This window comes from Methylogaea oryzae, from assembly GCF_019669985.1.
Classification (GTDB): Bacteria; Pseudomonadota; Gammaproteobacteria; order Methylococcales; family Methylococcaceae; genus Methylogaea; species Methylogaea oryzae.
Genome location: NZ_AP019782.1, coordinates 2,703,290 through 2,724,956 on the forward strand (window position 1 = coordinate 2,703,290; position 21,667 = coordinate 2,724,956).

The following is a 21,667-nucleotide window of genomic DNA, read 5'->3' on the forward strand; positions in this document are numbered from 1 at the left end:
CGCCCATGAACGACGACCAACTGCTCCGCTACAGCCGCCAAATCCTCCTGCCGCAAATCGACGTGGACGGACAGGAAAAGCTCCTGGCCGCCAAAGTGCTCATCATCGGCGCCGGCGGCCTGGGATCGCCCGCCGCCATGTATCTGGCCGCCGGCGGCATCGGCCGTATCGCTATCAGCGACCACGACGCGGTGGACCTGTCCAACCTGCAACGGCAGATCCTCCACGGCACGCCCGACATCGGCCGGCCAAAAACCGAGTCGGCGCGGGATGCCCTGGCGCGTTTGAACCCGGAGGCGGAAGTGATCGCCATTCCCCGCAAGCTGGAAGGCGAGGAACTGGAGCGGCAGGTCGCCGCGGCGGACGTGGTGCTGGACTGCTGCGACAACTTCGCCACCCGCTTCGCGGTGAACGCCGCCTGCGTGAAGGCCGGCACGCCGCTAGTGTCCGGCGCGGTGATCCGCTTCGAAGGCCAGGTGGCCGTGTTCACACCGGGCCGCGACGACGGCCCCTGCTACAACTGCCTCTACCCGGACCAGGGCGAAATGGACGCATCCTGCGTGCGCAATGGCGTCATCGCCCCCCTGCCCGGCATCGTCGGCGCCATGCAGGCATTGGAAGCCATGAAGCTGATCCTCGGCCTGGGCCGTTCCCTGGCCGGCCGGCTGCTGCTGCTGGACGCCCTGAGCATGGAATGGCGCAGCCTGCGGCTGCCGCGCAATGCCGACTGTCCCACTTGCGGCGGAGATAGCCAAGCCCGAGGGCGGAATTCATAATAATGCGGCCGGCGACAGCGGCCGAACCTGCCGGACCAACAAGGACAAGGAGAATAGGGAAAGCGATGTTTTCAAGTAACGAAGGACGAAGGAACCCGCCCGCCCAAGGCGTCGGCGCAACGGCGGCGCCGATTGATGGGAAACCCCTGGTCGATGCGCTCTGGCAGCGCTTCAGCGTCGATTTCGACTATCCGGTAGTGTTCACCCGCAACGCGTTCAGCCCGTCCAATCCGGCGTTGGCGGACATGCTGAGCCGCAAGGAAAACGGCCGCCGGCACCGGGTAGCCGCCGTCATCGACGAAGGCGTGGCGCAAGCGCTGCCCCATTTGGCTGAGCGCATCGCCGACTACGCCGCCGCCCACCCCGAACGCATGGAGCTGGCGGCGGCGCCCCTGGTCCTGCCGGGCGGCGAGCCGTGCAAGAACTACCCGGCCCTGGTGCCGCGCCTGCAACATTGGCTGCGGGAACAGCGCATCGACCGGCAATCCTTTTTGCTGGCGGTGGGCGGCGGTGCGCTGCTGGACTTGGCCGGTTTCGCCGCCGCCGCCGCCCATCGCGGCGTGCGACTGCTGCGCCTGCCCTCCACCGTGCTGGCGCAAAGCCATTCCGCCATGGGCGTGAAAAACGGCGTCAACGCTTTCGGCGTGAAGAATTTCCTCGGCAGCTTCGCCCCGCCTTTCGGCGTCATCGCCGACTTCGACTTCCTCGACACGCTGGAGCCGCGCGACGCCCGCGCCGGCCTGGCGGAAGCGGTTAAAGCGGCGGCCATCCGCGACAGCGACTTCTGGTCGTGGCTGGAGGACAACGCCGCGGCCCTGGCGGAATTCGATCCCGCCGCCACGGAAACCCTGATCCGCCGCTGCGCCGCCCTGAATCTGGAACACGTCGGCCGGGGCGGCGACCCCTTCGAATTCGGCAGCGCCAGCCCGCTGGACTTCGGCCAGTGGGCCGCCCACAAGCTGGAGTCCCTCACCCACCACGCCTTGCGCCACGGCGAAGCGATCGCCATCGGCATGGCCCTGGACGCCCGCTACTCGGCGGAAACCGGGCTGTTGCCCGCCTCCGGCGCCGACCGCCTGTGCGCCCTGCTGGAGCGGCTGGGCTTCCGGCTGTGGGACGCCGCCCTGGAGCGCCACGACAAGCACGGCCGCGCCCTGGTCATGGACGGCCTGGACGAATTCCGCCAACACCTGGGCGGCGAGCTGAGCCTCACGCTGCTGTCCGATTTGGGCCGGGGCGTGAACGGCTGCCGGGTGGGGATGGCCGCCATGGAACGGTCCCTGGAATGGCTGCGCACCAGAGCGATGCGATGAATGCGCGCCCGCAGCCGTGGACTCCGCCGTGACAGGAGGAATCCATAGGCTCGAGGCAAATAGCGAAAACCTCAGCGGCACCGGACAGCGGGGATCGAGCATGCTGCAACGACTTTTATGCCTGGTACTGCTCTCGGCGCCGGTCCAGGGCTTCGCCGACAAGCGCGCGACGGCCGACGTCAAACCGCAACACTCTTCGGCGCTGACGCAACTCACCCAAGCCAGGGTGGTGGACTTGTCCCATAAGCTGGACACCGGCATACCGCACTGGGCCGGTTTCCGGCCGGCCACCCGCACGGTGCTTTACGACTACCCGACCGACGGCTTCCTCGCTGAGGAATATTGCCACGTCGGCCAATGGGGCACCCATGTCGACCCGCCCGGCCACTTCTTCCCCCAAGGCCGCAGGCTCGACGACATCGAGCCCAAGGAAATGATCCTGCCCCTGGCGGTCATCGACGTGCACGAACAAGCCGCGGCCGATCCCGATTACAGCGTCACCGTGGACGACATCCGGCGCTGGGAGAAAAAACACGGCCCGATTCCGCCAGGCGGTTTTGTCGCCCTGCGCACCGACTGGTCGCAACGCTGGCCGGACCAAGAGAAAATGCTGAACCGGGACGCCAACGGCGTCATGCACTACCCGGGCTGGTCGCTGGACGCCTTGCGCTATCTGTACGAAATCCGAGGAATCACCGCATCGGGCCACGAAACCACCGACACCGGCCCCGGCACGGCCGTCAGCGCCAAGGACTATTCCCACGAGTCCTACATCCTGGGAAAAGACCGCTACCAGATAGAGCTGTTGGCAAACCTGGACCAGGTTCCCGAATCCGGCGCCATCGCCATCGTCACCTGGCCCAATGTCGCCCGAGGCTCCGGCTTTCCCGCCCGGGTTTTGGCGCTGGTGCCGAACCCGTCCGGCGAGCCTCGCTAAAAAATCCTGTAGGGTACGCACCGCGTACCTAAACCACCGTTAATGGTACGCAATGCGTACCTAAACCACCGTTAATGGTACGCAATGCGTACCCTACCGAGCTTATTTCGCCAACCACAATACCTGCCCGTTTTTGTAATCGTTTTGCGTCACATCCACGTCGATGTCCACACCATTGACGGTAAGCGACGGATAGAGCTGGATGAGCTGATAACCGCGGCTTTCCACATTGGGCACATTGCTTTGCGAGCGCCAATAATGCTGAAAACTGAGGCTGGAATAGAGCTGCTGGCTGGTCAACAAACTCTCGCTCCCCACATAGATTCCCGGAACATAGCCGGCGCTTTGCACCGCTGCATACCAGGCATTGCAGTACGCGATAACATCCGCCGAACTGGCTGCGTTGTTCACGCCCTCCAAATCCAGCCACACATTGACGCTGGAAGGAAAACCCACACTCTTGGCATTAGCGGCGGCGTTGACGCCGTTGCTGGTTCCCAGCGCCGCGCTTGGCGTCCAGCCGGCAGGAGCCACGTGCTGCACCGCCATCAAAGCCAAACCCGCCGCCAAAATATCGTTTGCCTCCCCTGAGGTTAAATCCCCTTTAGGCTCCGGTGTACTACGTGACAAATACCGCACACAAAACTTATAGCCATCACCGACAAATTTCTGCGCCGTGGCCGATGAAATCACCGTATTGGCATCGAACCCCAACAAACCGGGGGCGGCGCTTTGGACTTTTCCGGGGAGAGACATAACTGTTTCCTCTATTTTTAAAACAAAAAAGGAGTCGGCGACCAAAAAACTCAAACAAACCTGATAAGTGGGTAGCGGAAAGTTGCTTTGTGTTCCGCGTAGGTTGGGGTGAGTCGGCGAACCCCAACGTTTTACGCTGCGGCATTATGTTGGGCTTCCTGCCGTCAGCCCAACCTACCGCGCTGGTGCACCGCCTATAAAACCACCTTGGGGGAACCGGAACCGCTGCTGGCCGGCGTCAGCCATTGGCCGACGGCAGCTTGAACCCTAGGTACGTGCCGGAACTGATCCCCATCAGCGACAGCAGGGTGGTGTCGAACTCCGGCATGGCGAGGGTTTTCCAAACGTTGTAGATGAACACCACGCCCAGCACCGCCGTCCACACCACCATCTGGAAACGGTGGAAGCTCATGGCGGAACCGTCGCGCAGGATGTCGTTCCAGAACGAGTCGCTCTTGGCCGGCGCATCCAGGGCGGCCAACTGCTTCTGGATATCCGCCAAGCGCTTCTGGGTGGAAGCCACCACCCCGTTCCAACCGAGCGCGGCGACGGAGTCCTGCTTCTGCAACTGGCCGGCGTCGGCGATCTGCGCTTCCAACTGCTTGGCCGCGTCGATCAATTCGCTACGTTGCGCCAAGGTATCGCGGGAGGCGTCGATCAAAGCCGAACCCAAGGCGGTGCCGGCGCCCATGCCCATCAGCACCAGCGTGCTGGTGGTGATGGTGTCCAAGGCGTTGGTGATCAGCCAGATGAACAGGAAAGAGCCGGTGATGAGGAAAAACCAGAACGCCATTTGGCAGCGGGCCAGGCTCCACGGCTTGCTGGCGGGATCTTCCGACTCGCCCCGATCGCGCAGCAGATCGGTGGTGCGGATTTTCCGGATAAAAATCCACATGAGCAGCGCCAACACCAATGAGCTGGCGATGAACCACCCCTCCTTGATGCGCTGTAAACGGACTTTATGGTCCAAATCCTTATCCAGAGCCCCCTCCCTGGCCACCGGCACGATATAGCCGTCCACCAGCCCAACCCGCACCGTCACGGGTTTCTGGAAAAACTCCCGCAGCCGGGGAGACCCCAGCAGCCGCGCCCAAGCGTCTTTGTTCACGTCCTGGTCGTATTCCAGCTTGAAACGCACCTTGCCCAGGCCGGACACATTCCCCGCCGACGCCCCCTCCACCCGCTCCGGCTTGGACTCCGCCAACTTGTTGCCGTCCAAATACAAAGCCAGATTCTGCTCTTCGCAGGCGCCGTCGATTTTTCTGCCGTCCTGGTCCAGGCACTTGGCCCGGTTGGCCAGTAACCGAGCATCCCGCAAATAAGCCACCAGGGTATCGTCGATGCCCACCACAAAAGGCTGCTCCGACTTGGCTTCGCCGACAGCGTTCATGGTGGTTTTGTCATCCACTTCCGGCTCCCGGTTCTCCAGGTACAACCCCACCAGCTGCGACTCCCCATCGGCCAATGCCGTGCCGGAAAGCAGCAAAGCCAGACCGATCGTCATCACCCGCTTCAACATACCGTCTCCCATAAAAATCCCCACTCCTCCCATCCATTGAACAGCCGGTGCCGATCGGATGAACATAGCCGGCTTAGGCGCGCGCGTTCATCCTTCTTGTTATCGAATCGAAGCGCGCGCGGCCACGCGGTTGCGCCGCGAATCGCCGGCCGAATTCAAGGTGGGCAAGCTACAGGGCCAGCCGGAACCAGACAAGTCAGCCCAAGCTGATTATGTTGTACGCTCTGGCTTACACGAGAGGAGGACAACCGCGCTTGTCCTTTGCGGAGAGCCGTACCCCAGCGGCCGAGCACTGCAACGCAGGCTCGGGCGACACGGGCTTCCCGCACAGACCTGACTTTTGGAAAGCCTCCTGCCGGTCATCGCCCGCCAAGGGCTCGGCGGAAATAAGGGGAAGGCGAAAATTGAAGAAAGACGCGGCGCTTGATCCCAGGCCGTTTTACCGCCCCCGCCAGTCTTGCTAGACTCTGCCCCCGCACCACCGACTACACAACGCACCTCCATGAGAATGACTCCGCAGGAATTCCGCGACTGGCCCACCAAGCGCATCACGCTGCTGGCCATGTCCGGCGTCGGCAAAACCACCCTGGCCGCCAAGCTGCCCAAGGACACCTGGTTCCACTATTCCGGCGATTACCGCATCGGCACCCGCTACCTGGACGAAGCGATCCTGGACAACATCAAGAAGCGGGCCATGGAAGTGCCGTTCCTGCGCGAGCTGTTGCGTTCCGACTCCATCTACATCGGCAGCAACATCACCGTGGAGAACCTGGCGCCCATTTCCACTTTTCTCGGCAAGCTGGGCGATCCGGCCCGGGACGGCCTGAGCCTGGCCGAATTCAAGCGCCGCCAGGCGCTGCACCGCCAGGCGGAAATTGCCGCCATGCTGGATGTGCCTGACTTCATCCGCAAAGCGGACGAAATCTACGGCTATCGCAATTTCGTCAACGACGCCGGCGGCAGCGTGTGCGAGCTGGACTCGCCGGAAGTGATCGACAGCCTGGCCGCCGAAACGGTGATCCTCTACATCAAGGCCACGCCGGAACAGGAACAGACCCTCATCGAGCGAGCGCGCAAGCACCCCAAGCCGCTCTATTACCGGGAGGCTTTCCTGGACGAAAAGCTGGCGCAATTCATGGCGATGAAAGGACTGGCAAGCAGCGACAAAGTAACGCCGGACGAGTTCGTCGCCTGGGTTTTCCCCGAGCTGTTCCGCTCGCGCCTGCCGCGCTACCAAGCCATCGCCGACGGCCACGGCTACACCGTCAGCGCCGACGAAGCGGCCCAGGTGCGGGACGAAGCCGGTTTTGTCGAGCTCGTGGCCACCGCCATGGCCCGCACGCCGCATTAGGAGGAACAGCCATGCCCTTGGTTTCCCATACCGATTTGCCCACCTACCAGCGCCTGCGCGAAGAAGGCCAGATCGTGCTGCCGCCCGACCAGGCGGCGCATCAGGACATCCGCGAGCTGCACATCGGCCTGCTCAACATGATGCCGGACGCCGCCCTGGAAGCCACCGAGCGCCAGTTTTTCCGACTGGTGGGCGCCTGCAACCAGATCGTGCAGTTCCACATCCACCCGTTCACCATCGACGGCCTGCCGCGCGGCAAGGACGGCCAAGCCCACATCGAGCGTTATTACGAAAGCTTCGACAAGATCAAGCAGGACGGCCTGGACGCGCTCATCATCAGCGGCGCCAATGTCAGCCATCCGCGCCTGCCGGAAGAAGCGTTCTGGCAACCGCTCACCGAAGTATTCGAATGGGCGCGCCACAACGTCACGTCCACCCTGTGCTCGTGCCTGGCCACCCACGCACTGATCCAGCACGCCCACGGCATCGTCCGCACTCACCTGGGCCGCAAGCGCTGGGGCGTTTATTCCCACCGGGTGCAGGAGCGCCGCCATCCCCTGGTGGCGGACATCAACACCCGCTTCGACGTACCCCACTCCCGTTTCAACGAGGTATTCGCCAAGGACATGGCGCGCGTCGGGGTGCGGCCGCTGGTGGCCAGCGAGGAAGCCGGCGTGCATTTGGCGGTAAGCGAGGACTTGCTGCGGGTGGTGTATTTCCAGGGCCACCCGGAATACGACACGGTCAGCCTGCTGAAGGAATACAAGCGGGAAGTGCTGCGTTATTTTTACGAGGAGCGCACCGACTACCCGCCCGTGCCGGAAAACTATCTCAGCCACGGCGCCCAGCAGGTGGCGGACGATTACATGGTGCGGCTGATCACCGCCAAGCGGACCGGCCTGGAATTGCCCGAGTTCCCGGAGCGGCAGCTCGAAGCGGATTTGGACAACACTTGGCGCGACACAGCCAAGGCGGTGTTCAACAACTGGCTAGGCTTGGTTTACCAGCTCACCAACCAAGACCGGCGCCTGCCTTTCAAGCCGGGAGTCGACCCTCAGGACCCCCTGGGACTGCGCAACTGATTCCCCGTGGTTTTCGCTTAATCCACGTCCCGCTGCTCGATGACGACGACCCACGGCCGATCAGCCGTGGGCAGCACTCGCCCCTCGGCGTCCAGGGCCGCATGGGTTAGGGAGACGGAGTCCAGCACGTTGCCGCCGATGACGTCCAGCTCCCCCGGCCGCGCCGCCACCACGATGTTGCAATGGTAGGCGCCGCGCCGCAGCCGCTGGAACGAGGAGACCACGTCCACGAAACCCTCGCCGCGAGGCGCGCAGATCAAGTCCCCCGGCTTCGGCGCGTAGCGGCGCGCGTCGCGGGCGACGAAACGCCCTCCCTCCCCCGCCGCCAGTATGTGCTCGATGTAATCCCAATGCAGCACGGTGGAAGGCAACTCCGCGCGGGGCACGCCGGCGCCACGGGCCAGCCAGGCGATGAAGGCGGCCGACCAGGGGCGCAATTCGCCCTCGTATCCCACGATGGGTAGTTTGGATACGGAGTACCAATAGAGGATGACGCGGGCCAGGAACGGCGGACGGATCTCAACCGGCTTGCCGTCGCCCTCGGCCGCGCCGCCGTCGCCGTCGCCGTCGCCGGCAAGGCGGGCATCGGGAGGATAACTCAACGTCGGCGGCGCCGTAGCGTAATTCACCACCGGCCGGCCGAACAGCGCCCATTCCTGGCGGGCGAGTTGAATCATGCGCTCCCGCACGCCGGGCACGGCGAAAGCGGGCCTGACGCCGGCGCTGGGCGTGATGCCGGGCGGGCCGTCCGGCACCGTGGCGCAGCCCACCGAAAGCGCCAACGGCAACGTCAGCAACACCGAACGAAGACGAACGAAAACCGCCATACGGACCTCCCTCGATCCGGAGAATTGCGAACGGCCCGTCGGCCGCGGCCCGGCTTGAAAGGCCATGCGCTACCGTCGCAGCCGCCGGCGCAGCAGTATTTCGTCCACGCCGGGCAGAATCAGATCCGGCAATACGCCGGCCTGCTCGTAACCTTGGCGACGGTAAAACCGCAGCGCATTTTCGTTGGAATGGGTGGCGGTCGCCCACACATTGGCGAGGCCGGACAGGCGCGCCCGGTCGTGGAGTTCCGCCAGCAACAAGCCGCCCAAGCCTTGCCCCCGATAATCCGGCAGCAAGCACAATAATTCGAGGAATGGTCCGCGCAACCAGGGCTGGCGCAGGCACAACACGCCCGCGACGCTTGCGCCGTCCGCCAAGACCCAGCGCTCCAGCGCCGCGTCATCCTTGTTCAAATAGCGTTGCAGCCCTTCCGCCGTATAGCCCAGATCGGCCCAAGGCGGTTGCCGCGCCAAAGCCAGGGCCAGCGGCGCCGCGTCAGCCGGCCGCAAGGTCCGCAGACTGTATTGGCCGATGACGGCCGCCGCCAGCATCAGAGCAGTTCGTCCAAGCGCACGAAACGATAACCGCGCTGTCGCAGGGTTTCGACGATGCGCGGCAAGGCGGCGCCGGTTTGATAACCGCGGCCGTTGATGTGGAAAATCAGGATGCCGCCGGGACGGCTTTGCTCCACCACGCCCCGGTACAGGCGCTCGGCGGACAAATGCCGGTCGGGGTCGCCGCTGGCGAAGCTCCAGTGCACCACGCGATACCCCAGGTCTTCCACCGCCTTCAGCGCCGCGCCGTCGTAATAACCGCCGGGAAAGCGGAAAAAACGCGGCTTGCGGCCGGTGATGGCGGCCAAGGGCGCCTCGTTGCCTATCACTTCTCCCTGCTGCTGCGCGCGGCTCAGGCGCTCCATGTGCAGATGATGGCTGTCGGAGTGGTTTTCCAATTCGACAAACGGCAATGCAGCCAGCTCCGCCAAGCGCTCCCGGTTGCGGCGGGCGAATTTGCCACTGGCGAACAGGGTGAAGGGGATTTTTTCCCTGGCCAAATAGGCGGCAATGCTTTCATCCACGTAGGACGGCGTCACCGTTTCGCAGCCGTCGAACGTGAGCGCCAGCACTTTTTCCTTGGTGGGAAGGCGGGTGACGACATCGGCTTGGCAAGCGACGGCCGGCAGCGCCGCCAGTACCCAAACCCAGAAGACAGGCAAAACGCCCGACCGCATACGCATGACAGTGCTCCCGTAAAATTGCCGCTATTATGGCACCCGCAGCCGGTCGGCCAGAAGCGGTCGGCACCCGGACTACCATCGAAAGGAGAGGCATAGCGACTTATGGGCGAAGTATTCATCCTGGTTTGCGTCAACGAACGCCAAGGCGCGGCGCAGCCCTCTTGCGCCGCCCGCGGCGGTTTGGCGGTATTAAAAGCCCTGCAGGCGAAAAGCGGGCGCGACGTGAAAGTGGCAACCTGCCGATGCCTGGGACGCTGCGAGGAAGGGCCGGTGGTGCGCATCGGCCCCGGCGGTCCGTTTCATCTGGGCGTAACGGCGTCGGATGCGCCGAGTCTGGTGGACGAGGCCCGGCGATTCGCGCAGAGCCTCCCGCGCCCCTAAAAGCCGTCCGTCGCAGGCAAGCCCAAAAACTTTTAGCGGAACCGATAACTGGTCGGCGTTACCGCCCCGCCGGCGTTTTTATGCTATTGCCAGCCGTTACGGCCATGCGCCGCAACGGCGCTTTCCTGCGGTTCCATCGGAGTTTTTACATATGAAACGAGTGTTATGCGCATCCCTGGCGGCCGGCAGCGTGTTGCTGGCCGGCTGCGCCGGCGACCCGTACAGCGGCGGCGGCTACGGCAACACAATGAAGGGAGCCGGCATCGGCGCCTTGGGCGGCGCGGGCATAGGCGCGCTGGCCACCAAAAATCACGGCACGGGGGCGGCCATCGGCGCGGCGGCCGGCGCCCTGCTCGGCGCCGGCGTGGGTTATTACATGGATCGCCAAGAACAGCAGTTGCGCCAGCAGTTGGAAGGATCGCAAGTGGAGGTGCGGCGCGAGGGGGACAATCTCAAGGTCGTGATGCCGAGCCAAATCACCTTTGCCTTCGACTCCGCCGACATCCTGCCGGGATTTTATCCGTCCCTTAACTCCGTGGCTCAGGTCTTGCGGGAGCACGACCAAACCACCGTCGAAGTGACCGGTCACACCGACAACATCGGCACGAACCACTACAACCAGCAGCTATCGGAACGGCGCGCCCAAGCGGTGGCCGATTACCTGGCCGGCCAGGGCGTCATCGGCGGGCGCATCGCCGCGCACTGCATGGGGGAAACCAGCCCGGTGGCGAGCAACGACACCGAAAGCGGGCGGGCGCAGAACCGGCGGGTGGAAATCGTCATCCGCCCTGCCGCCCAACCTCAAGCGGCGCCGGCTTACCAACAACAGCCCGGCTATTACCCGCCTGCCACGCCGGCCCCCGAATACACGCCACCGGGCTACTATCCTCAGCGGCCGGTGCCCGGCGCTTATCAAGCGCCGGCTTATCCCTACCCCAATTACTAAACAACAACGCCCCTGCTCCCGCTGGGAGTAGGGGCGTTGATCCGCCGGGGAGGGGCTTGTCCGGCGAGCCGCCGAAAAACGAAGGCCTAAACGACGCCGACGCTAAGGCTGGGTCGGAGCCTTCGTCGCGCCGATGGCTTTTTGCACCACGCTGTCCACATTGTTCTGGCGCAACAAGTCGCGGGTTTTGTCGGCGCTGGCCATGCTGGCGAAGGGGCCGACCTTCACGCGATTCCACGTGGCCGCGCCGATCTGGGCGATTTCGATCTTGGCTTCCACGCCCAGCATGGCCAACTGCGCCTTAAGCCGGTCGGCCTCGGCCATGGTCTTGAACGAGCCGATTTGCAACATATAGGCCTCGCCCAAAACCGGCGCCTTGCCCTGTTTTTCTTCCTGCTTGCGGGCCTTCACTTCCGCCTCGGGAATGATGACCTCTTTTTCCGGCAACACCGTGTAGAACTGGAAGCGTGGTTTCGGCGGCTTGGGCTTTTCCGCCGCGCCAACCTTGGACTCGGCGGCGGCGCCTCGCGCGTCGACGGCATTGCCGGCCGCCTTGGGCTGGATTTCCGCTTGCGGCTCCTCCGCCGGAACAGCCACCGCGGCCGAGGCAGCCGGCGCCCGCCTCGCGTCGGCGGCCGGCGGAATCCTCTGCTGGGAATGCTCGGCGGCGGGCGTTTCCGCCGGCTTGTTGCCGCGTAGTGACGCCAGGAAAACCACGAAAACGATAATCAAACAAACCGCCAGCAACCACTGCCAACCCGCCACGCGGGGGCGCTTGTTCTGCTGCTGCTGAACCTGCTGCAGGCGGTGTTTGTAATCCTTGGACATTGTGGTTACATGGCTTCCGGGGCGGACACGTCGAGCAAGTCGAGGCCGTTATGCAAAACCTGCTTGACGGCGGTGATCAGGTTCAGGCGGGCGTCGCGCAAAGCGGCATCTTCCACAAGAAACTGGTGGGCATTGTAGTAAACGTGAAACTCCTGCGCCAGTTCGCGCAGGTAATGCACCAACTGGTGCGGTTCGTGATGCAGGCCGGCCCGCTCCAACACCTCCGGATAGCGCGCCAGTGTCGCCGTCAGACTGTGCTCGTGCGGCTCCACCAAAAGGTTCAGATGCGCCATGCCGCGCGGCACGTCGCGCTCCAGGCCTTTTTCGTCCAACTGGCGGAACACGCTGCACACGCGGGCGTGGGCGTATTGCACGTAGTAGACCGGGTTCTCGTTGGTGCGGGAGGTGGCCAGCTTCAGGTCGAAGTCCATGTGCTGGTCGGACTTCCTCATCACGTAGAAGAAGCGGCAGGCGTCCTTGCCCACTTCGTTGCGCAGCTGGCGCAGGGTGACGAACTCGCCGGAGCGGGTGCTCATCTGCACTTTTTCCTCGCCGCGATACAGCACGGCGAACTGCACCAGCAGCACTTCCAGCTTGTCCGCATCCGCCCCCAGAGCCTGGATGGCGGCTTTCACCCGCGGGATATAGCCGTGGTGGTCGGCGCCCCAGATGTTGATGATGCGGTCGAAGCCGCGCTCCAGCTTGTTCCAGTGGTAGGCGATGTCGGAGGCGAAATAGGTCATCTGGCCGTTGTCGCGCACCACCACCCGGTCCTTCTCATCCCCTAAGCGGGTCGAGGCGAACCAGGTGGCGCCGTCCTTCACGTACAGCCAGCCGGCGGCGTCGAGCTTTTCCAGGGCGGTGCGCACCGACGCGTCGTCGGTCAGCGACCGCTCGGAGAACCAGTTTTCGTAGTGCACGCCGAATTCGGCCAGATCGTCGCGGATGTCGTCCAGGATGTCGTTGAGGCCGGCGTCGAACACCTTGCGGTAATCCTCCGCGCCCAACATGTCCTTGGCGCGGGACACGATGGCGTCGATATGGATTTCCTTGTCGCCTCCTTGCGGCTCGTCCAGCGGCAGGTCGGCCATCACCTCCGCCCCCGGCCTGCGGTAGCGCTCGCCGTCGCGGCGCAGCAAGTCGGCGGAAATATTGCGCACGTAATCGCCGCGGTAGCCGTTGCTGGGGAAATGGATGTGCTCGCCGCATTCTTCCAGGTAACGCAGCCACACGCTGGCGGCGAGGATGTCCATCTGCCGGCCGGCGTCGTTGACGTAGTATTCGCGCTGCACGTCGAAGCCGACGGCTTTCAATAGCTTCGCCACCACCGCGCCGTAGGCCGCGCCGCGGCCGTGGCCCACGTGCAAGGGGCCGGTGGGATTGGCGGAAACGAACTCCACCTGCACTTTCTTGCCGGCGCCGGCCTTGCTCAGGCCGAAAGCCGAGCCCTGGTCGTGGATGCGGCGGATGACTTCGTACTGGCTGGACGGATCGATGAAGAAATTGATGAAGCCGGGGCCGGCGATTTCCACCTTGACCACGGCGGCGTCGGCGGGCAACGCGGCGATCACTTTTTCCGCCAACTGGCGCGGATTGGTCTTGGCCGCCTTGCCCGCCACCATGGCGACGTTGGAAGCGAAATCGCCGTGTTTTTCGTCGCGGGTGCGTTCCACCTGGAAGGCGATGTCCAGCTCGGCGGGAATGGTCCCGTCCGCTTTCAGTGCGGACACGGCGGTTTGCAGCAGGGCTTCCAGGCGTTTCTTCATGCGGTCGGTCGCTTCATATGGCGTAAAAACGGTCTGGTATTATCCTGCATGGCCTCCCCGGGTGGCAACGCGCAAGGTGCCGACTCAATACAAATCCGCCGGATCCACGTCCACCGACCAGCGCAGTTTGGCGGCGGCGGGCAAGGTTTCGGCGTGGCGCAGCAGTTTTTCCAGCAGCCGGTGCAAGGCGGCACGGTTCCCGCTTTGCAGCAGCAACTGCCAGCGGTAGCGGCCGGCCAGCCGTTCCCGGGGGGCGGGAGCCGGCCCCAGGGCAAACACTTCCGGCGTCTCGCGCCGCACCCATTCGGCCAATTCCTGCAAGAATACCTGGGGTGCCGAGCGCTCGGTGGCTTCGCCGCGCAACAGGGCTTGATGGCTGAACGGCGGCAGGCCGGCCGCCTGGCGCTCGGCCAGGGCGTCGCGGGCAAAGCCGGCGTAGCCCTCCCGCAACAGGGAATGCAGTAGAGGATGCTCGGGGTGGTGGGTTTGCAGCAGCACGGTGCCGGGCTTGTCGCCCCGCCCGGCGCGGCCGGCCACCTGCACGATCAACTGGGCCAGGCGCTCACCGGCGCGGAAATCGACGCTGAACAGGCCGCCGTCCACGTCGAGCACTCCCACCAGGGTGACGTTGGGGAAATGGTGGCCTTTGGCCAGCATCTGCGTGCCCAGCAGCAGCTGCGCTTTGCCGTTATGCACGTCGTCCAGAATGCGTTCCAGCTCGCCCTTGTGGCGGATGCTGTCGCGATCGACCCGCGCCAGCCCGACGCCGGGATAAAAGCTGCGCAGGACCTGCTCCACCCGTTCGGTGCCCTGCCCCAACGGCCGCAAGTCGTCGCTGCCGCAGTCCGGGCACACGCTGGGCAGGGCTTGGTCCGCGCCGCAGTGATGGCAGCGCAGGCGCTGTTGCTTGGCGTGCACCACGTCGTTGGCATCGCAGCGGCGGCAACGCGCCACCCAGCCGCAGCCGTGGCAAATCAGCACCGGAGCGTAGCCGCGCCGATTGAGGAACAGCAATGCCTGCTCGCCCTGGGCCAGGGTTTCCGCCACGGCGCCGCGCAAAGCCGGCGACAGTCCCGCCTCCAGGCGCTGGTTGCGCAAATCCACCAGCCGCACGCGGGGCGGCAGGGCCTCGCCCGCCCGCTTGGACAGCTGCAACCGTTGGTATCGGCCGCGCCGGGCGTTGTGCACCGTCTCCAGCGACGGCGTGGCGCTGCCCAGCACGATGGGCACGCCGCCCAGGCGGGCGCGCATCACCGCCACGTCGCGGGCGTGCAGGCGGAAGCCGTCCTGGGCCTTGAAGGAAGCGTCGTGCTCCTCGTCCACCAAGATCAGGCCCAAGGCGGGCATGGGCGTAAACACCGCCGAACGGGTGCCCAACAGGATAGGCAGTGCGCCGCGCTGGGCCGCCAGCCACACGCGCAGTCGTTCGGTTTCCGTCAACCCCGAATGGAACAGTCCTACCGGCACGGCGAAGCGTTCGCGGAAACGCGCCTCCAACTGCGGCGTCAAAGCGATCTCGGGCAACAGGGCCAGCACTTGCCGGCCCTGTTCCAACGCTTGCTGGATCAGGCGCAGATACACCTCGGTCTTGCCGCTGCCCGTGACGCCTTCCAGCAGGAAGGCTTTGAAACCGCCCAAGGCGGCAGCCACCGCAGCCACCGCCGCGTCCTGCTCCGGGTTGAGCGCCGGCCCCGGCTTATGCAACGACACTCCCGGCACCACGGCGGGCTGCTCCAGCGGGCAGTCGCGCACCGCGACCCAGCCCTTGTCGCACAAAATTCGCAAGACCTGGCGCCAATCCCACTCCAGGCTGTCCAACAATTCCTCTTCCACGTCGCCCGCCTGGGCTTGCAGCCAGGCCAGCAACTGCCGCTGACGCGGCGCGCGCTTGAGCTCGTCGGGGACTTGCGCCCGGCCGGCGTCGGTCAGGCCATAACGCCGCACCGCCTCCTCCGCCGAACGGGCGCGGCGCAGCAATACCGGGAACGCGGCGGCCAGCACCTCGCCCAGCGGATAGTGGTAATACTCCGCCGCCCAGCGCAACAGGCGCAAATCGCCCCCGTCCAGCAGGGGCCGGCTGTCCAGCACGCGGGAAATGGGCCGCAGACGCTCGGCCGGCACGTCGGAAACGGGAGAGGACGACACCACGCAACCGACCAGTTGCCGGCGGCCGAACGGCACCAGCACGCGGCTACCGGGCAGGATGGGAGCGTCGTCACCACCGCGCGGCGGCGTGTAGTCGAACAAACGCGGCAGGGGAACCGGAACGGCGATGCGGAAAATGGTGGGCATAAGTCAGGCGCGGCGCAGTAGTGGCCAGGCCTCGCCACGCCTAGCCGGCATCGCCCGCCTCACACGGGGCTATGCCAATTCGAATTTGACCACGACCGAGCCTTCGGCGTCCCGGGTAGAGCAGCCGAAAGCGATGCAACCGTTGCCTTGCAGCACCACTTCCTCGCGGCGCAGCAGTATCTCGCCACGCTCGTCGAAACGCACGAAAGTGCCGTTGCTGCTTTCGTCCACCAGCACGAACTTGTCGCGCCTCAGCTCGATTTTGGCGTGTTGGCGCGAGGCACGCGGGTCGTCGACCACCACGTCGCTATCGGGCGAGCGGCCGAAGCGCGCCGTCGGGCGGGCGGAATCCAGCGTGAAAGCGCCGTTCGGGTAGCTGAGCTGCAAGCGGCCGCCCGCCGTCAAACTCGCCATCATGGACGCCACCGTGTTGCGTCCCGCCAGGATCGTCGCGTTCTCCGGCTCGCTCCACAGCAGTTCGAACACGGCGAACTCGTCCTGCTTGCCTTTGAGGGCGAAGCTCTCCAGGTTGCGCGTGGCGTCCTTGAAAAACTGCGTGAACTGCTCCACCGCCGCGCTGCTGGTCATGATCTGGCCCGGCTTGGCCAGCTTCACCAGCCGCGCCGCCGTGTTGACCGTATCGCCGAAAACGTCGCCGTCCTCGGCCTGCAACACCGGCCCGTGGTGAAAACCGATACGCAGCTTCAAAGGCACGCTGATACCGGGCAAGCCGTGCTCCATTTCCCGCATCATGGCCGTGGCCGCCAAGGCTGCCGCCGTGGCGCTGGGGAACGTCGCCATCACTTCGTCGCCGATGGTTTTCACCACCCGCCCGGACTGGGCTTGCACCAGGGATTCCAGCTTTTCCACCACAGCGGTGACGATACGCAAGGCCTCGGCATCACCCTGGGTCTCATACATGTGGGTGCTGCCGACCAAATCGGCGAACATCAAGCTTTGCTGGCTGGGGGAGTCGCTCATGATCCGAAAATCTCTGTCGTCGTTTGCCTGGAAACCCGGGGCGGCGACACGCCACCCTGGGACGGCGAAACTATAACCCAATGCGCGACCCGGCAGAACAGGCAACCGCTCAGGCGAGTTCGGCCCCCCGTTCGCCGCTGCTGATGCGTCCCCCTTCCTTCACTTCGACCACATACACCTTGCCGTCGCCGTGGCGGCCGGAGTGGGCCTCCCGCATGATGGTGGCGACGATGGCCTCCACCTGGTGGTCGGCGGCGAAAATTTCCAAACGTTTTTTGGCGATGAAAGGCATGAAATCCTGAGCCGCGCCGCGGGTTTCCCGCCCGAACCCTTCGCAATCGGACACGCTCATGCCGGGGAAATGCTCGATTTCCATCAAGGCTTGGGCGACGCGTCCCAGCATGAACGGTTGGATATAGGCCCGGATTTCCTTCATAAACACCTCGGCGTCACGGCTCGCCCCTCTCCTCGAAATGTCGATACAGCAGGGGCAGCAAAGTCAAAGTCAACAGGGTCGCGCTCACCAGCCCGCCGATGATGACCACGGCGAAAGGCTTGACCGTCTCGGCGCCCACCTGGGTGGACAAGGCGGCCGGCAGCAGGCCCAGCATCGCCATTAAAGCGGTCATGATGACCGGCCGCAAGCGGCTGATGGATCCCCGCATGACGGCGTCGTGCAAGCCGCTGCCTTCCCGGCGCAGTTGATTGATCTGGGACAACAGGATGACGCCGTTCTGCACCGCGATGCCGAACAGGGCGATAAATCCCACGGCGGCCGACACGCTGAGGTTGATGCCGGTCAACAGCAGCGCCACCAAACCGCCGATCAAGGCGAAAGGCACGTTCATGACGATCAGGGCGGCGTTTTTGACCGAATGGAACGTCCAGAACAGCAAGGCGAAAATCAACAACAAGCTGACCGGCACGATGACATAGAGCCGCTTCATGGCGCGCTGCTGGTTCTCGAACTGGCCGCTCCACACCATGCGGTAACCCGGCGGCAAATCCACCTCCTGCGCCACTTTTTCCATGGCCTCGGCCACGAAGCTGCCTTGATCCCGGTCGATCAGGTTGCACTTGATGGCGATGCGGCGCATGTTGTCCTCGCGGCTGATGCGGGAAGCGCCCTGGTTGACTTTGATGTCCGCCAATTGGGCCAAGGGGATGCTGGCGCCGTCGGGAGTGGCGACGGCGAGGTTTTCCAGGTCCGCCACCGAGCCGCGCGCTTCGCCGGCCAGCCGCACGGAAATGTCGAAACGGCGCGACCCCTCAAGCATTTGGGTGGCGGCCTTGCCGCCGACGCCGATCTCGATGACCCGCTCGACGTCCGCAACGTTAAGCCCATAGCGGGAAATTTTGTCGCGGTCGATGCGCACCAGCATCTGCGCCAGGCCGGCCTGTTGTTCCGCCGCCACGTCGGTGGCGCCACGGGTTTTCTTGAGGATGTCGGTGACTTGATTGGCCTTTTCCTGCAGCACTTTCAAATCGTCGCCGAAAATTTTCACGGCGATTTCGCCCTTGACGCCGGAAATGGCCTCCTCGACGTTGTCCTGGATCACCTGGGAGAAATTCAGCTGGATGCCGGGGAAGATCTCCAGCTTGGCGTTCATCGCTTTCACCAGCTCATCCTTGTCGGAATAGCGCCAAGTCTCCTTGGGCTGCAAGTCGACCAGCACCTCCAGGTTGTTGTAGCCCTTGGGGTCGGTGCCGTCCTCGGGACGGCCCAACTGGGTCAAAACCGATTTGACCTCGTCGAACTCCGCCACCCGGCTGCGCACGTCCTGTTCGATTTGCTTGGCCTTGCTGCGGGAAATGGGCGTCGGCAGGGTAATGGTCAGCCAGATATTGCCCTCGTCCAGTTTGGGCATGAACTCAGTGCCGATCCAATGCATGGACGCCAAAGCCAGCAGCAGCGCGCTCACCGAGGCGACGAGCATTTTGCGCGGCTGGTCCAGCACCCAGGCCAGCGCACGGCCGTAGCGTTGCTCCATCCAATGCACCAGGGGATTGTGTTTTTCCGCCAAGCGCGGCCCCAGCAAATAGCTGAGCAACACGGGGATCAAGGTCAACGTCACGATCAGCGAGCCCAGCAGGGCGAAACTGAGGGTGTAAGCCATGGGGGAGAAAATCTTCGCCTCCACCCGCTGGAAAGTGAAGATGGGCAGAAACGCCGTGATGAGGATGGCCTTGGAGAACAGGATGGGGCGGCCCATGTCGGCGGCGGTGAGCAGCATGGACTGACGGATATGGGGCAGGCTGGCGTTGTCGCGCAACTCCAGGGTAGTGCGCACCATGAGAGCCTCCACCAGCACCACGGCGCTGTCCACGATCACGCCGAAATCGATGGCGCCCAGGGAGATAAGATTGGCGGAAATGTTCTGCGCGCTGATGAGGATAAAAGCGAACAGCAACGACAGCGGAATCACCAGGGTAACGATCACCGCCGCCAGGGTGTGGCGCAGGAATACCACCAGGATCGCCAGAATCAGCACCGCGCCTTCGAGCATATTGTGCTCCACGGTGTGCACCGTATGCCGCACCAGATCGGTGCGATCGTAAATGGGCTTGATCTTCACGCCGGGGGGCAGGCCGTGGCTGTTCAATTCGTCGATTTTGCCCTTGACGCCGTCCAGCACCTCCACGGCGTCCCGCCCTTTGACCAGCAGCACCACGCCTTCCACCACGTCGGCGTCGCCGTTGAAGCCGACGATGCCCAGCCGCGGCTGCGGGCCGACGGTGATGCGCGCGACGTCCTTCACCCGCACCGGCACGCCGTCGCGGCTATCCACCACGACGCCGCCGATTTCCTCGGCACTGGACAAGGAGCCGATGCCGCGCACCACCAAAGCCTCGTCGCCGTCGTCGATATAGCCGCCGCCGGTATTGGCGTTATTGGCGGAAATCGCTTGGAACACCTGGTCGACGGTGAGCTTCAAATTGCGCAGCCGATCGGGAAACACCTCCACCAGGTACTGCTTGACCCCGCCGCCGAAAGACACCACGTCGGCCACGCCCTGCACAGTGCGCAGGGCCGGTTCGATGGTCCAATCCTGCAAGGCGCGCTGCTCCAACAGCGGAGTATGCTTGGCCTCGATGACGTAGCGGTAGATTTCGCCGACCCCGGTGGTCAGTGGCCCCAGCACCGGGCGCACGCTGGAGGGAATGTCCACGCGAGCCAAGCGCTCCAGCGCCTGCTGGCGGGAAAAATAATCCTCCGCGCTGTCGTCGAAAGTGAGCGTCACCACCGACAGGCCGAAAATGGACACGGAACGCATGTTGATCAAATGCGGCAGCCCGTTCATTTCCTTTTCGATGGGCAGCGTGACCAGTTTTTCCACTTCCTCGGGCGCTTGGCCGGGGAACTGGGTGACCACCTGGACAAAGACGTTCTGCACGTCGGGAAACGCCTGGATCGGCAGCTGCTCGAAAGAAAGCACGCCGAGCATGGCCAGCGCCAGGGTGGCGCCCATCACCAACGGGCGCTGTTGCAGGCAAAATACCAGTAGACGATAAATCACGGGCTAAGATCCTGCCGCTTCCTGCGCATTGGCTTCCTCGGCGCGCAACAGCAACGCGCCCTCCGTCACCAGGCGCTCGCCGGCTTGCAGGCCCTGCTCGACCACGCCCATGTCCTTCAAGCGCAAGCCGATCTTGATGTCGCGCCGTTGAAAGCGGCCGCCGCCGAGCGCGACGAACACGGAGTCCGAATCCCCTTCGGTGAACACCGCGGTCAAGGGAATCACCACCGCCCGCTCCTCCGGCGAGCCATGCACGTCGACGGTGGCGTACATGCCCGGCAACAAACGCCTGTCGGGATTGGGCAACACGCAACGGATGCGCACGGTGCGGGTGGCCTCGTCCACCACCTGGTCGATATGCCCCACGGTGGCGACGAAAACCTCGCCGGGATAAGCGGGCACGCTCACCCTCGCCTCTCGGCCGACGTGGATCAGCCCCAGGTCTTTTTCATACACGTTGGCCAGCACCCACAGCTGGCTGATGTCCGACACCACGAACAGGGGCGAGGCCAGGTCGGGCCTGACTTCCATCCCCGGATTGACGTTGCGCTCGGTGATAAGGCCGGCCAGGGGCGAGCGCAACGAAAACCGGTTATCCACTTGCCCGTTGGCTACGCCCAAATTGGCCAAACGCATGCGGGTGCGCTGCACTTCGGCTTGGGAACGGGCGAAGTTGTCCTGGGCCTGCTCGAAATCCTTGCGCGGCGCGACTTGCCCTTCGTACAACTCCTTGCTGCGCCGGTAAGCCCGCTCCATCATGCGCAGATCGGCCAAGGCGTCCGCATAGTCGGTTTGCGCCTGGCCGAGTTCGGGACTGTCCAGCTCGATGAGCGGCTGTCCCGCCGATACCGACGCGCCCAACGACGGCAAGGACGACACCACGCGGCCGGCGATGGGCGAAGTGACATGCACCGTACGGGTATCGTCATAGGTCAGTTTGCCCGCCACCGGCTCCATCAACGGCCTGGGGGACAGCTCCAACACCCGTTCCTTGATATAGGCCAGCTTGTGCGATCCGGCCGGCAACACGACCTGGCCATCGATGACCTTCGCCTTGCCCTCTTGCGCGACGTTGCCGCCGTCGGAGTGGCAAGCGGCGAGCCCTAGCAGCGCCGCAACGGCCAACACCGCAATTCGCGTCATGGCCGCACCTCGT

Annotated in this window: 19 protein-coding genes; 7 read left to right on the plus strand and 12 right to left on the minus strand. The window is 64.4% G+C overall.

Annotated elements, in window-relative coordinates:
* Nucleotides 1-5: 5 nt before the first annotated feature.
* From K5607_RS11805 to K5607_RS11815, 3 genes are all read left to right on the plus strand, one after another.
* A complete protein-coding gene (locus tag K5607_RS11805; protein ID WP_221047111.1) occupies nt 6-776 on the plus strand; it encodes a HesA/MoeB/ThiF family protein in 771 nt (256 codons plus the stop codon).
* A gap of 65 nt (nt 777-841) precedes the next feature.
* On the plus strand, nt 842-2,089 hold the full coding sequence (locus K5607_RS11810; RefSeq protein WP_221047112.1) for a 3-dehydroquinate synthase: 1,248 nt from the start codon (nt 842-844) through the stop codon (nt 2,087-2,089).
* 100 nt (nt 2,090-2,189) lie between these two features.
* Nucleotides 2,190-3,026 carry a cyclase family protein gene (locus K5607_RS11815; RefSeq protein WP_221047113.1) on the plus strand — a complete coding sequence of 279 codons (837 nt, stop codon included), beginning with the start codon at nt 2,190-2,192 and terminating at the stop codon, nt 3,024-3,026.
* Between the two features lie 102 nt (nt 3,027-3,128).
* Here K5607_RS11815 and K5607_RS11820 read toward each other — a convergent pair whose 3' ends face one another.
* Nucleotides 3,129-3,836, minus strand: a complete 708-nt coding sequence (locus tag K5607_RS11820; RefSeq protein WP_217995010.1) for a DUF1906 domain-containing protein — start codon at nt 3,834-3,836, stop codon at nt 3,129-3,131.
* Between the two features lie 184 nt (nt 3,837-4,020).
* A complete protein-coding gene (locus tag K5607_RS11825; RefSeq protein WP_054773876.1) occupies nt 4,021-5,301 on the minus strand; it encodes a hypothetical protein in 1,281 nt (426 codons plus the stop codon).
* A gap of 502 nt (nt 5,302-5,803) precedes the next feature.
* On the opposite strand from K5607_RS11825, the gene K5607_RS11830 reads away from it, so the two are divergent.
* Together K5607_RS11830 and metA are read left to right on the plus strand one after the other, a co-directional pair.
* A complete protein-coding gene (locus tag K5607_RS11830; RefSeq protein WP_054773877.1) occupies nt 5,804-6,652 on the plus strand; it encodes a hypothetical protein in 849 nt (282 codons plus the stop codon).
* Nucleotides 6,653-6,663: 11 nt separating this feature from the next.
* Nucleotides 6,664-7,734, plus strand: a complete 1,071-nt coding sequence (metA, locus tag K5607_RS11835) for a homoserine O-succinyltransferase MetA (protein ID WP_221047114.1) — start codon at nt 6,664-6,666, stop codon at nt 7,732-7,734.
* A 17-nt stretch (nt 7,735-7,751) separates the two neighbouring features.
* Here metA and K5607_RS11840 read toward each other — a convergent pair whose 3' ends face one another.
* The 3 genes from K5607_RS11840 to K5607_RS11850 form a co-directional block, all read right to left on the minus strand.
* Entirely contained in the window at nt 7,752-8,561 is an 810-nt protein-coding gene (locus K5607_RS11840) for a DUF2272 domain-containing protein (RefSeq protein ID WP_221047115.1), read from the minus strand.
* A 69-nt stretch (nt 8,562-8,630) separates the two neighbouring features.
* Entirely contained in the window at nt 8,631-9,113 is a 483-nt protein-coding gene (locus tag K5607_RS11845) for a GNAT family N-acetyltransferase (protein ID WP_054774802.1), read from the minus strand.
* Nucleotides 9,113-9,799: a polysaccharide deacetylase family protein gene (locus tag K5607_RS11850; protein ID WP_221047116.1), complete on the minus strand. Its 687-nt coding sequence runs from the start codon at nt 9,797-9,799 to the stop codon at nt 9,113-9,115. The genes K5607_RS11845 and K5607_RS11850 overlap by 1 nt, the downstream gene beginning before the upstream one ends.
* Before the next feature lie 102 nt (nt 9,800-9,901).
* Between K5607_RS11850 and K5607_RS11855 the strand changes: the two genes are divergently transcribed.
* Both K5607_RS11855 and K5607_RS11860 read left to right on the plus strand, forming a co-directional pair.
* Nucleotides 9,902-10,180 carry a (2Fe-2S) ferredoxin domain-containing protein gene (locus K5607_RS11855; protein WP_054774804.1) on the plus strand — a complete coding sequence of 93 codons (279 nt, stop codon included), beginning with the start codon at nt 9,902-9,904 and terminating at the stop codon, nt 10,178-10,180.
* 151 nt (nt 10,181-10,331) lie between these two features.
* Nucleotides 10,332-11,126 carry a YiaD family glycine zipper/OmpA-like lipoprotein gene (locus K5607_RS11860; protein WP_221047117.1) on the plus strand — a complete coding sequence of 265 codons (795 nt, stop codon included), beginning with the start codon at nt 10,332-10,334 and terminating at the stop codon, nt 11,124-11,126.
* A gap of 102 nt (nt 11,127-11,228) precedes the next feature.
* On the opposite strand, the gene K5607_RS11865 is transcribed toward K5607_RS11860, so the two are convergent.
* The 7 genes from K5607_RS11865 to K5607_RS11895 form a co-directional block, all read right to left on the minus strand.
* Nucleotides 11,229-11,954 (minus strand): SPOR domain-containing protein, encoded by a 726-nt coding sequence (locus tag K5607_RS11865; protein WP_221047118.1) that lies wholly within the window; start codon nt 11,952-11,954, stop codon nt 11,229-11,231.
* 5 nt (nt 11,955-11,959) lie between these two features.
* Nucleotides 11,960-13,720 (minus strand): arginine--tRNA ligase, encoded by a 1,761-nt coding sequence (gene argS / locus K5607_RS11870; RefSeq protein WP_054774731.1) that lies wholly within the window; start codon nt 13,718-13,720, stop codon nt 11,960-11,962.
* Between the two features lie 84 nt (nt 13,721-13,804).
* Nucleotides 13,805-16,012 (minus strand): primosomal protein N', encoded by a 2,208-nt coding sequence (locus K5607_RS11875; RefSeq protein ID WP_221047119.1) that lies wholly within the window; start codon nt 16,010-16,012, stop codon nt 13,805-13,807.
* A 69-nt stretch (nt 16,013-16,081) separates the two neighbouring features.
* Nucleotides 16,082-16,993: an adenylate/guanylate cyclase domain-containing protein gene (locus K5607_RS11880; RefSeq protein WP_221047120.1), complete on the minus strand. Its 912-nt coding sequence runs from the start codon at nt 16,991-16,993 to the stop codon at nt 16,082-16,084.
* Nucleotides 16,994-17,102: 109 nt separating this feature from the next.
* Nucleotides 17,103-17,429, minus strand: a complete 327-nt coding sequence (locus tag K5607_RS11885; RefSeq protein WP_054772675.1) for a P-II family nitrogen regulator — start codon at nt 17,427-17,429, stop codon at nt 17,103-17,105.
* Nucleotides 17,430-17,442: 13 nt separating this feature from the next.
* Complete coding sequence (locus tag K5607_RS11890; RefSeq protein WP_221047122.1) at nt 17,443-20,511, minus strand: efflux RND transporter permease subunit; 3,069 nt, start codon at nt 20,509-20,511, stop codon at nt 17,443-17,445.
* A 3-nt stretch (nt 20,512-20,514) separates the two neighbouring features.
* On the minus strand, nt 20,515-21,654 hold the full coding sequence (locus K5607_RS11895; protein WP_054772674.1) for an efflux RND transporter periplasmic adaptor subunit: 1,140 nt from the start codon (nt 21,652-21,654) through the stop codon (nt 20,515-20,517).
* Nucleotides 21,655-21,667: the final 13 nt, after the last annotated feature.

Bases quoted from the DNA above. Each gene is read 5' to 3' on its own strand.
- K5607_RS11805 (WP_221047111.1), top strand. From the start codon at position 6: ATGAACGACGACCAACTGCTCCGCTACAGCCGCCAAATCCTCCTGCCG.
- K5607_RS11810 (WP_221047112.1), top strand. From the start codon at position 842: ATGTTTTCAAGTAACGAAGGACGAAGGAACCCGCCCGCCCAAGGCGTC.
- K5607_RS11815 (WP_221047113.1), top strand. From the start codon at position 2,190: ATGCTGCAACGACTTTTATGCCTGGTACTGCTCTCGGCGCCGGTCCAG.
- K5607_RS11825 (WP_054773876.1), bottom strand. From the start codon at position 5,301: ATGTTGAAGCGGGTGATGACGATCGGTCTGGCTTTGCTGCTTTCCGGC.
- K5607_RS11830 (WP_054773877.1), top strand. From the start codon at position 5,804: ATGAGAATGACTCCGCAGGAATTCCGCGACTGGCCCACCAAGCGCATC.
- metA (WP_221047114.1), top strand. From the start codon at position 6,664: ATGCCCTTGGTTTCCCATACCGATTTGCCCACCTACCAGCGCCTGCGC.
- K5607_RS11840 (WP_221047115.1), bottom strand. From the start codon at position 8,561: ATGGCGGTTTTCGTTCGTCTTCGTTCGGTGTTGCTGACGTTGCCGTTG.
- K5607_RS11845 (WP_054774802.1), bottom strand. From the start codon at position 9,113: ATGCTGGCGGCGGCCGTCATCGGCCAATACAGTCTGCGGACCTTGCGG.
- K5607_RS11850 (WP_221047116.1), bottom strand. From the start codon at position 9,799: ATGCGTATGCGGTCGGGCGTTTTGCCTGTCTTCTGGGTTTGGGTACTG.
- K5607_RS11855 (WP_054774804.1), top strand. From the start codon at position 9,902: ATGGGCGAAGTATTCATCCTGGTTTGCGTCAACGAACGCCAAGGCGCG.
- K5607_RS11860 (WP_221047117.1), top strand. From the start codon at position 10,332: ATGAAACGAGTGTTATGCGCATCCCTGGCGGCCGGCAGCGTGTTGCTG.
- K5607_RS11865 (WP_221047118.1), bottom strand. From the start codon at position 11,954: ATGTCCAAGGATTACAAACACCGCCTGCAGCAGGTTCAGCAGCAGCAG.
- argS (WP_054774731.1), bottom strand. From the start codon at position 13,720: ATGAAGAAACGCCTGGAAGCCCTGCTGCAAACCGCCGTGTCCGCACTG.
- K5607_RS11875 (WP_221047119.1), bottom strand. From the start codon at position 16,012: ATGCCCACCATTTTCCGCATCGCCGTTCCGGTTCCCCTGCCGCGTTTG.
- K5607_RS11880 (WP_221047120.1), bottom strand. From the start codon at position 16,993: ATGAGCGACTCCCCCAGCCAGCAAAGCTTGATGTTCGCCGATTTGGTC.
- K5607_RS11885 (WP_054772675.1), bottom strand. From the start codon at position 17,429: ATGAAGGAAATCCGGGCCTATATCCAACCGTTCATGCTGGGACGCGTC.
- K5607_RS11895 (WP_054772674.1), bottom strand. From the start codon at position 21,654: ATGACGCGAATTGCGGTGTTGGCCGTTGCGGCGCTGCTAGGGCTCGCC.